The following is an 11027-nucleotide window of genomic DNA, read 5'->3' as shown; positions in this document are numbered from 1 at the left end:
TATATGAAACGAAATACCCTATCTGCACTGCTGCTGGTACTACTACTTCAAGGTGCTGGCTGCGAGAGTGCGCTCGAAGAAAATGTGTATTCAGAGTTGACCCCGGGCAACTTCCTCAATACGCCTTCGGGTAAGCAGGCTGTACTCACCTCAGCCTACGGTAACATACAAATGAAGGGCCATTTTTATCTATTCCTGTCGGCCTATACGGGTCAGGAGGCCTGGAACCGGGGAGGCAGTATCGAAGCGCTCCTCACCCCCCTGACCAACTTCACCTGGGACAGCAACCACCAGTATTTTAGCGATGCCTGGAGTGGGCTGTACGCTGCCATCCGGGATGCCAACATTGTTATTGATAATACCAGTGCTGCGGACGCTTCGGCCCTTGACAAGCAGCTCAATGCCGAAGCGCGCTTTGTGCGGGCCGTTAGCTACGTACAGCTATACGACTGGTTTGGTCCTGTTCCGCTGTATCTTTCCTCCACACCATCCGAGTTCAAGCTGGCTCGTGCTACCGACGAGGAGGTAAAACAGTTTATTGAGAAGGAGCTGAAAGAAGTGGCTGCTGTACTGCCGCTCAATCAGGCGCAATATGGCAGAGCCACCCAGGGGGCGGCACTGGGAATACTGGCCAAGTTTTACCTGAACACCAGGCAGTGGCAGAAAACGGCGGATATCACCAAGCAGATCATGGACCTGAACAAGTACACGTTGGTACCGAAGTACAAGGATGTATTTGCCCTGGCGAACGAAGGCAATGCCGAGATGCTGTGGGTAATTCCGGCTTCTCCCCAGGCCGGGCATAACATAGTGGCTCTAACATTCCCGACCGATTATCCCCTGCCACAGCCCAACCAGCAGGTATTTGCGGCGCGTACTTATTTCTACGATAGCTTCGTCAATTCATTTCCGGCCGGAGATACCCGCCGCAATATGATTGTAACGGAGTACACCAACACATCGGGTAAATACTTCAAGCTACTGGGTGTTGACCAGTCTCTATCCGGCAAGTATGAGTTTGACCCTAACGCGGCCGGCGCGGTACAAGGTAATGACATTCCGGTGGTACGCTACGCCGATATACTGCTATCCCGGGCCGAAGCACTTAACGAGTTGACTGGTCCTACTCAGGAGGCTATTGACCTGATCAATATGGTTCGTAACCGAGCGGGAGTAGCTCCATTGACATTGGGCGGATTCACCAAGGAAACCCTGCGTGACCAGCTCCTGCAGGAAAGAGAATGGGAGTTTTATTCGGAAATGAAACGACGCGAAGACCTGATCCGTCACGGCAAGTTTATCACTACTGCCAAAGCCAGAGGCAAAAATGCGCAGGCTTTCCACGTACTATTTCCCCTGCCGATCACGGAACTCAATGCCAATGCCAATCTGAACCAGAATACCGGATACTAATTAAAGTGAATACATGGCGTCGGAAGGAATACCACACCTTTCGACGCTGCACTTCATGCAAGGTAGCTGTTTACCCTATGAGAGAGCCACTTAAACATACGGGAAAAATCTTGGTAGGTGTGCTGGTACCAGCCATTGCCGTTGTATGCGTCACCTTTATAGGTGCAGTTCCTGCGAGGGCTCCGGCCCCTAATATCCTGCTTATTCTGACCGACGACCAGGGCTACCATGATGTATCCTACTACGGCACCAAAGACCTGCGCACCCCCAACCTGGACCAGCTGACCCGTGACGGGATGCGGTTTGACAACTTCTATGCCAATAGTACCGTCTGCTCGCCTACCCGTGCCTCCCTGCTTTCAGGACGCTACCCTGATTATGTGGGTGTACCGGGGGTAATCCGTACGTATGACGAAGATAGCTGGGGGTACCTCGACCCAAAGGCCAGGCTACTGCCCGCCATGCTCAGGAAAGCGGGTTACCACACAGCCCTGATCGGCAAGTGGCACCTGGGGCTAGAGGCACCTAATACGCCCAACGAACACGGCTTTGACTACTTCCACGGCTGGCTGGGCGACATGATGGATGACTACTGGACGCACCGCCGGCACGGCGTTAACTACATGCGTAAGGACCGACAGACCATTGATCCACAGGGGCATGCTACGGATCTGTTTACCCAATGGTCGGTGGAGTATATCAAGAAGCAGCAAAAAGACAAGAGTCCCTTCTTCCTGTACCTGGCTTACAATGCGCCGCATTTTCCGGTGCAACCGCCCAAAGAGTGGCTACAAAAGGTAAAGCAGCGCGAACCTGATCTACCGGAAAAACGGGCCGAGCTGGTTGCCTTTATTGAACACATGGACGAGAGCATTGGTCAGGTCATCTGGGCGCTCAGGGAGACGGGTCAGTACGAGAATACCCTGATTATCTTCACCAGCGATAACGGTGGTCATCTGCCTAGTCTGGCCAATAATGGCCCTGCGCGCGACGGTAAACAGAGCATGTACGAGGGGGGACTACGGGTACCTACCAGTATCACGTGGCCCGGCAGGATCAAAGCGGGTTCTGTTTCGGATCAGGTTAATCTGTCCATGGACATTTACCCGACGCTGCTGGAAGTAGCTGGTAGTAAGGCCACGCACCAGGTTGAAGGCCGGAGTTTTCTCAAGACTCTACTAGGTGAGACAATGGATGAGGCTGAGCGGCCACTGTACTTCACCCGGCGTGAGGGAGGTACCGACTACGCCGGTCAGTGCATCTATGCTCTGCGGCTGGGGGACTGGAAGCTCCTGCAGAACAAGCCATACGAGCCCATGGAGCTGTACAATCTGAAAAGCGATCCGCTGGAAAAGAAAAATGTGCTGAAAGAGCAACCAGAAATCTATAAAAAGCTGAACAAGCTACTCATGCTTCACATCCAGAAAGCGGGCAAGGTACCCTGGCAGCAACCTGATGGTCCGGTTGTTAATTAACATTTTTTATTTAAACCTTAATGACAATGATGCACAATAAAGAAAAAAGCATTTTACGGGTGGCCTTCCGGCGAATACGAAGCTTATTGCCAGTTACTCTGATGGTAGCCGCTATTGCCAGTGTAGGTCCGGCAGAAGCACAAAAGGCCACTGACAAGCCTAACTTCATCATCATCTTTACGGATGATCAGGGGTATGGTGACCTGGGGTGCTATGGACATCCTACCCTCAAAACACCTAATATTGACCGCATGGCGGCAGAAGGGCAGAAGTGGACCAGCTTTTATGTAGCCGAAAACGTCTGCACCCCATCCCGGGCGGGTCTGCTCACGGGCCGACTCCCCATACGTAGTGGCATGACCAGCGATACCCGGCGGGTACTTTTCCCGGACTCGGATGGCGGTCTCCCACAAAGTGAAAAAACGATTGCCCGTGTTTTGAAAGAAAAAGGATACAATACCGCTGCTATCGGAAAGTGGCACCTGGGACACCTCCCTCAGTACCTGCCGACCAGCCACGGCTTTGATACCTACTACGGTATCCCGTATAGTAATGATATGGACCGGGTGAATTCGGTAGACTATAAAGCTTCCTTTGCCGACCCTAAGATTGAGTACTTCCAGGTCCCTCTGATGCGGAACACCGAAGTCATAGAAAAACCCGCTGATCAGAATACCATCACCAAACGCTATACCCAGGAAGCTGTAAAGTACATCAGGGATAATAAGAATAAGCCTTTCTTTCTGTACGTAGCGCACTCGCTTCCTCACGTACCGCTCTTTGTTTCCAAGGAGTTCAAAGGTAAAAGCGAACGTGGCTTATATGGTGATGTAATCGAAGAGATTGACTGGAGCGTAGGTGAGATCCTGAATACACTACGGAAAGAAGGACTGGATAAGAACACGTATGTAGTATTTACGTCTGACAACGGGCCCTGGGCTATATTCAACGAGCACGCCGGTTCGGCTGGCCTGCTCTACGGTAGCAAAGGTACCAGCTATGAAGGGGGGGTACGGGTACCTGCCGTTTTCTGGGCACCGGGCAAGATCAAGCCGGCTGTGGTTTCCAACATGGGCAGTACCCTGGACCTGCTTCCAACCATCAGCAAACTAGCGGGTGCTACATTGCCAACCGACCGCGTATACGACGGCTATGACCTGACCACTCTGCTGCATGGCAAGGGCGGAAACCCCCGCAACGAAATGATCTTCTATCATAGCACATCTATTTTTGCAGCGCGTAAAGGCGATTACAAACTCTACTTTTACAGCAATGATCCAAAGGGTTATCCCCAAAAGCTGGAAAAACTGGAGAAATACCAGCTATTCAACCTTCAGCATGATCCATCCGAGCGCTACAATGTAGCCGATAAAAATCCGCAGATCATCAAGGAAATCGTTGACATGGTTGAAAAGCATAAAGCAGGAGTGGCACCGGTGAAAAGTAATCTTGAAAAACGCATCACACAGGCTAATTAATGGATACTAAGCGTCAGGCTTAGTAGTCAAAGCATAACTGATAGTTCAATAACAGGTAGTAAGGTGTATACCTTGCTACCTGTTTTCTATTACAGCCAACTGCTATTCGAGTGGCTTGATGTATTTAGTACACCTAACACAGTGATTATGCGGGAAATGATAAGATCAGGGGCAAGGTGGTTCAGTAGGTTCCTGGAATTTGCAGGTGAGGGAGCGGAAGGGCTCCATACAATGAGGGAGTAGCTCGTAAACTTATTATATGCCCCGACACCTACTAATTCGAGGGGTTTAATTAGTAGAATCCAGTTCCAGGTTTTTTGGGGGCTACTACAAAAGCAGTACTCATTACACTGTTTCGTTCTTGAAGAAACTTTAGTATGTCGGTCGGCAGTGAATATTCACTGCCGACTACTTTTATTCTGTCACTATGGCCTTTCTACTATTTGTAACTAATCCATGTTTGTGTGTTAGCCTGAAATAAAACAGCCCTTAGTTGGTTGATAGATTAGTTAGTACAGACTCAGGATACCCCTGAACGTATTTCTGATAGTGCTTTCTTTTTAGAAGTAATAGTTTCAACAGAGACTTTCAACTGCAAGGCGGTCCCTCAAATTGTCCGCTTTTCCCTGCGAATCAACAGTAGCATTATCTTGTGACTGTCAGAACAGTTGCGCATATTCCTCTGGCAAAGCGTTCAGCTTTTTGATACGGATATCGCGGTAAAACACCTCGGCTGCCTCGCTTTGCAATTGGATCTTTCCACTAGTCATGGGTACCTCTTTCCCATCTGGCTGTATATAACGAGAGTTTTTTAGGATCATGACTACATGTCCGTTGACGATATGGATACTCTTACCTTCAAAACAGATAAGTTCTAGGGTAGTCCAGTCTCCGGCAGGGCTTTCATAGTTCGCTGAGCGCTGACAATAAAAATCACTTCCGCTTTTAAATTGTCTGAAGGGCTGTTTTTCATCAGCCACGCAATTCATGGTACCTTCTGACTGAAAAGCACGTATGTCAATGGAAGAATTGGCTTGACACCAGAAATCACCCATGTGTCCTTCCATTATCTGGAATTCTTGAGAAAGCATCCATGACCGCCAATATTCCTTACCTGCTTCGCCAATGGAATGATAGAGAATACCCGAATCACGCAGTTTATCTTTACGGGGTGTATACTTGTCCTTGCCCCATTTTACCTGAAGTTTTAGATGATAGTTTTCGTAAGATTGACGCGTAAACAGACACCCGTATACCTCGCCACTTACTCGTAGTACAGGACCTGACGGCTCATTAACTATTGAGAATACACGGCTTTCATCTTTATTATAGCCAATGGGCTCAATAGGATTACCTAAATCGTCCTTAGGTACACTTCCATTATATTTTGTACTATGACGGTAACTTAAGTACCGTTCCCATTGAGTCAGGTCTTTGTCAAGTAATACTACCCATTCATCTGACTCACGCATGGATGAAAGCATGAAAAAGGAAACTATAATCGCAGAATACAAACAGATCTGTTTCATAATAAAAAATTACACAGGTTATAATAGCCCAAAACTAAAGGGTAGGAATCAGCTATTAATTGTAAAAATCTATCATGTCTTTGTATAATCGGATATCCTTAGCACGAATGCTTCATAGGCCAGTGAAAGAGTACATTCAACACCGATGCTGAGTGGTGTAATCGCATGATATTCGGCAGAGTCATTGTAAGATGAGAGCAAGTATTGTAAACCAGGCCGTTACTCACAGATGAGCACTATTGGCCCAGTAACCCTTTGTTCAGGCTTTTCAGATTTGCTTTATAGAAGATTAATAACAAGGAAATTGACCCGAAGCCCGAGATAAATACCCAAAGCCAAGACTTGATATCAACAGTAAGTTCAATACCTGCATACATTGGCTGTTGTTGAAGGTAGATGATGGCTACTATCAATCCGTTATTAAGAAAATGAGCCATAGTGGGCACCCAAATATTACCTGACCAGAGGTATAGATAGCCAAATACTACTCCTAACACGAGTCTTGGGAAAAAACCAAAGAACTGAAAGTGCATGGCACTAAACAGAACGGCTGCTAACCAGATGCCGGCGTGAGCATTTCGCATCCACTCGACTAACTTCCGCTGTACAATGCCACGAAAGAATACCTCTTCACCAAGTGAAGCAATAAATCCAATGACAGCCAAAGCAATTATAAACTGATCGGCAGAATCAAATCTGATTAACTGATTGGTTAGTAACTCATTCTGCTGTTCCTTGTAACGCATCCAATCTTCAACCGGCCCTAGTAGTTCCGGTAGCTCCAGGCGCTGGTTCCAATCAATTATTAATTCATTGAAGGGGAAAATAGCAATAACACCCAACAGACCAATCCAAAGGGCAGAAACAGCACGTAAAGGTTTTCGGTTGAAATCATTCCATTGACTGTTCTCAAAGTAGTACCAGAAAAATAAAGCAGGGATAAGGTAGCTAAACAAATGGCCAATGTCTTGTGAAAGGATGAGAAGGTACCACCCATTAGGAAACTGAGTGACCTGTTGAATAACAGTAGGGATTGGATCGGTCCCATTAGTGTCCCCTGGCCCAAAAATGAGCAGCCAATTCAAGGCGGATCCAACTGATATACCAATAAGTACACAACCCCAAAAGAGCAGAACAGACCTCAACTTTTCCATTTATTCATGGGTAAATTAATTTGTAATCTTATGTCAGTCCGGGAAGAGTCAAGAACTAGCACCTTACCTGTCTACTACGCTGCTCGGACTGACAAATCTGGTCGCATACATTGCATGCTTTACAACCCTAAGCACTTATCTATAAGGAGCAGGTTCTGCACAGCATGCGTATATACAGTCCCCTCAGCGCGAGGGTCGCTGTTGGTGTTGAGTATGATCTGGAAGGTGAAGCCGATCTTTTCATGATTTCGGAACCCTCTTTAAAATCCGGGTTTCCTATCATGCCTGCGTTATCGACCCCTGGCCAGATTCGTAAAGGTTCTTTACGGCGGGAGCTATCTTTTGGTATTTGGGGTTTACGCCCCGGGGCGGCCACCGTTCCGGCCCTCGCTCGTGCCGACTGCAGCCCGGCTTTTGTACGTTCTGCGGCCAATGCCTTGGTACTTCCTGGTATTATAATGTTTGCTAAAACGGAATAATTAAGAAATAAGCGTTAGGCTATTTCAGTAGCGTACGTAATTAAATAGCTCAATTCTTCATGAGGTATCTCCCATAAAAATCTATTATTTGCTCAATAACTAAACCTGGCTTATCATAAGGAATATTGTGTGAACTGCCTTTGGCTACAAGTAACGTTCGATTTCTGTGTGCTTTAACCAGGTTGCGCTGCTCTGTTTTAAATCGTTCATTCTCATTTGCTTCTGTAAAAGGTCCAGCCTCTGCCATAATATTCAATATGGGAATGCTGGGGGGGAGCGGTACCTGTCTCACATAATCACTCATCTGCTCCATATTTGCAAGCAGGTAGTACAAGCTCATATAGCCAGGTTCAAAATCTTTACGTCTAAGAGTCTGAAAATAATTTCTGGCAAATTTTCTATCCTCATCTGATGGTATCCGTGGATCCAGAAAAATAATTCCTTTAACTTGTTTTGAATGCCGCGCTGCGAAAACGCGATTGTAAAAGCCACCTAGCGAGTGCCCAACCACGAGAAAGTTAGCATCATGATAGCCAAGATATTCAAGGGCTGCTTCTAAGCTCTTTACTTCTTGCAAGATATTGTAGTTTGTTGTGTCAAGACTGCTTTTACCAAAACCAGCGCGATCATACGTTATCACTGTTGCTTGGAGCTGCCGGTGCACGGTTGTGGCGATTGAATCCCATTGAGAGGCATCCATCCCACCGCCTGATTCAAAGAGTATGGGTGGATTCCTCCCTTTTAGGATTTTAAAATGAAGTTTGTAGGGCCCGGCATCAATTAGTGTATCCAGCAGCTGTGCCTTCGCATTCAGAGCCACAAGTACAAGGACAGCCAAAAGTAAGTGTTTGAAAGGGTTCACGGGAAGAACAAGCGTTACATTCATATAAAGCTTCAATATAGGCCTAAGACCCGTATGCAATGCGCAGAATGCCTAAATATTAAACTATAAGTTATGTTCAACCGCGCGGTGGCCGCCGGAAATCTGAGCTATTAGTGGTTATGAACCGGTAGATTTCCGCCCGGTTCTCTCCCTGGACATAGTGATAAGTTTTTTATTTCTTACTTAACTCACAGTCCACTCAAAGGTAGCAGGTCCAGCTCCTTACCTGGTAGACTAACACGTTGTTAACACAAAGTAACACGACAGTAACACAAAGTATTACGTCAGTAACACAAAGCAACACAAAGCAACACATCAGTAACACGCCGGCAACACAAAATAACACGTTGCTAACAAGCAGGTAACACAAACTAACACGTTTCTAACACCCTGGTTGCTAGGTAGATAAACTTATTTTTTAACAACCTTCACATTGCTTTCCTTTGTATCTTTACCCCCAGGTTTTCAGCCCTGGCACTGAGGGAGTTAATAGGGGCGCAGAGAGATTAAGGCTGAATTTGATCTCCTTGCTTCATCTTTTATCGTCTCTTAGCGACTGTCCGTTTTTCTCTGAATTCGTAAGAAGGAGCCGGAACAGTATTTCCTGCGGCCAGACTGTTCTGTGGCTCGCCCTGCGGGGCTGAAAGTGGCTGTTTATCAACAACTTAATTTACTATCAACAATTCAATAAAATGGAAGGTGTCCGTATATAGCTGCTAACTGGCTGATATAGAGGGCTCAATTTCCGTTTTTGTTTCCGTACGTATTATGAGTAGATCGCTGAAAAGTGTAGATGTGGATCCTGAGCTGTACGAAGAATTCAAGCGGCTGGCTAAATCCTACGGTATGACCAACAAAGACCTGTTTGGTGCCATGATCCGGTATTTCAAAGTAACCCAGGCCGATCCACGTGATCCCCAGACTGTCAATCCAACCGATGCCATCAAAGCCCTCGACAAGCGGCTGATCGGCTTTATCCGCGAGCAGGAAAAGAAGATCCTGCGCCCGCTGTCGGATGATGTCAAGGTGCTGATCACGCTGATGCAGGAAGACCTGCCCCGGAAGATCGGGCAGGCCCACCTGCGCGCTATTGGCAATTCGATCCGGCCTGACCTGCTGAGCGACCGCTTCAAGGCGGGCTTAGCCGGCCCGCCGAAGCCACCGGTGCCACCTGTTGATCCCAACGCACCGAAAAAGAACTAGGCCCGCATGGTAGTCAAGATAAGCGGGGGAAGTGCGGGCAGTTGCGAAGGACTGGTCAACTATCTGGAGAAGCAGGAGAGGGGGCAGTGGTTCAGCCAGGAGCAGCAGGGGCTACCTGCCCTTGTGGTGACGCCGGCCATTGACCAGAACAAGCGGAATCTGGGACGGCAGGAGGAGAAGTTTTACCAGGTGATCATCAGTCCCAGCCAATCAGAGCTAAAGCACATAGGAGAGGATCCGGTCAGGCTCAGGGAGTATGTCCGGCAGGTTATGAACCACTATGCCCACAACTTTGGTAAGGGCATAGCGGGAAAGGATCTGGTGTGGTTCGGCAAGATCGAAAGGGAACGCAGTCATACCAGACAGGACCGGGCGGTGCAGCTGGGAGAAGAACAAAAGGGAAAGAAAAAGCCCGGGGCGCAGACGCACGTACACGTGATCGTAAGCCGGACGGAGAATCTACAGGGCTTTAAGGTTCAGCAGCAGTCTGGGCAGCTCCAGCGGAAGCACCCCTTGAAGCTGAGCCCGGCCACCAATCATCGGGCTACGGAGAAGGGAGCTGTCAAAGGAGGCTTTGACCGAAGTGCCTTCATCCGGATGAGCGAAGAGCAGTTTGACCGGCAGTTCCACTACGAGCGGCCGCTGACCGAGCGCTTTGAGTACAGCCGTGTTCAGCAGCATGGCACGCAGCAGGAGCGCGTAGCACAGCGGTTGGAGATCCTGCGGGCAGAGACTCAGAAAAAGGAGCAGGAACGCCTGCAGCAGGCTCAAGAGCAAATAGAGCAGCAGAAGGGCCAAGAACAGAAGCAGGTCCTCATCAGGCAGGTTCAGGAAGTAAAACGGCGGAGACAACGTTGATTGTTATCCTGTCATTCTTTTGAAAGGCTGCTAAACTTCCTAGCTCTTGGTTTAGGGAAAGGGGGGGCTATATGCCCTTCCTTTCCTGGTTAGCTTTAACGCTAGATCTATACCTGCTTTTACATGTGCACTCTCCCGGTTCCTCAATGAGCTGTTGGTCATAAGGACATGCTCCTGCTTTTTCATAGAAAGGCGAAACCAGTAGTGAGCAGGTATAAACCTGTTTGAGTGAAGTTCTTAACGAATAAATATTTCTTCCGAGGGGTCACGATGATCAAAGAGTAACTGACTTAGCTTGGTTTTATGAATAGCAAGCTCAGAGGCTACTTCATTTTTCTTTTTCTGTAAAAGCTCAATGTAGGAGTTTAGGAAATAGGCAAAGCTCTTCTTTGCTCCCCGGCCCCTTCTCATAGTAGCCCCGCAAAGAGACAGAGCGGCTACGCTTCCGGATGTTCAGAAGGGCGTACTGGAGACAATAAAAGTCTATCAGCTTTATAAGGCAGAATCTAACATACAGCTTCTAACTCCTGATGACTATAACCGATTCTCCCATGA

Annotated in this window: 8 protein-coding genes; 5 read left to right on the top strand and 3 right to left on the bottom strand. The window is 47.9% G+C overall.

All coding sequences use genetic code 11. From position 1 onward, the window contains the following. Window positions 1-3: 3 nt before the first annotated feature. From JTN23_RS14370 to JTN23_RS14360, 3 genes are all read left to right on the top strand, one after another. On the top strand, window positions 4-1413 hold the full coding sequence (locus JTN23_RS14370) for a RagB/SusD family nutrient uptake outer membrane protein (RefSeq protein WP_247235547.1): 1410 nt from the start codon (window positions 4-6) through the stop codon (window positions 1411-1413). A gap of 77 nt (window positions 1414-1490) precedes the next feature. Next, the gene (locus JTN23_RS14365; protein WP_247235546.1) at window positions 1491-2888 is read left to right on the top strand and encodes a sulfatase-like hydrolase/transferase; all 1398 of its coding nucleotides are present in this window, start codon (window positions 1491-1493) and stop codon (window positions 2886-2888) included. Between the two features lie 26 nt (window positions 2889-2914). Continuing rightward, a complete protein-coding gene (locus JTN23_RS14360; protein ID WP_247235545.1) occupies window positions 2915-4366 on the top strand; it encodes a sulfatase family protein in 1452 nt (483 codons plus the stop codon). A 659-nt stretch (window positions 4367-5025) separates the two neighbouring features. Here JTN23_RS14360 and JTN23_RS14355 read toward each other — a convergent pair. From JTN23_RS14355 to JTN23_RS14345, 3 genes are all read right to left on the bottom strand, one after another. Next, on the bottom strand, window positions 5026-5895 hold the full coding sequence (locus JTN23_RS14355; RefSeq protein ID WP_247235544.1) for a 3-keto-disaccharide hydrolase: 870 nt from the start codon (window positions 5893-5895) through the stop codon (window positions 5026-5028). Window positions 5896-6131: 236 nt separating this feature from the next. Next, window positions 6132-7049: a CPBP family intramembrane glutamic endopeptidase gene (locus tag JTN23_RS14350; protein WP_247235543.1), complete on the bottom strand. Its 918-nt coding sequence runs from the start codon at window positions 7047-7049 to the stop codon at window positions 6132-6134. Window positions 7050-7577: 528 nt separating this feature from the next. Next, on the bottom strand, window positions 7578-8414 hold the full coding sequence (locus JTN23_RS14345; RefSeq protein ID WP_247235542.1) for an alpha/beta fold hydrolase: 837 nt from the start codon (window positions 8412-8414) through the stop codon (window positions 7578-7580). A 765-nt stretch (window positions 8415-9179) separates the two neighbouring features. Between JTN23_RS14345 and JTN23_RS14340 the strand changes: the two genes are divergently transcribed. Both JTN23_RS14340 and JTN23_RS14335 read left to right on the top strand, forming a co-directional pair. After that, window positions 9180-9614, top strand: a complete 435-nt coding sequence (locus JTN23_RS14340; protein ID WP_247235541.1) for a BfmA/BtgA family mobilization protein — start codon at window positions 9180-9182, stop codon at window positions 9612-9614. Window positions 9615-9620: 6 nt separating this feature from the next. Beyond that, on the top strand, window positions 9621-10472 hold the full coding sequence (locus tag JTN23_RS14335; RefSeq protein WP_247235540.1) for a DUF5712 family protein: 852 nt from the start codon (window positions 9621-9623) through the stop codon (window positions 10470-10472). Window positions 10473-11027: the final 555 nt, after the last annotated feature.

This window comes from Telluribacter roseus, assembly GCF_017355915.2.
Classification (GTDB): domain Bacteria; phylum Bacteroidota; class Bacteroidia; order Cytophagales; family Spirosomataceae; genus Telluribacter.
The sequence above is the reverse complement of the archived record's forward strand: the minus strand, read 5'-3'. Positions and strand labels throughout refer to the sequence as shown.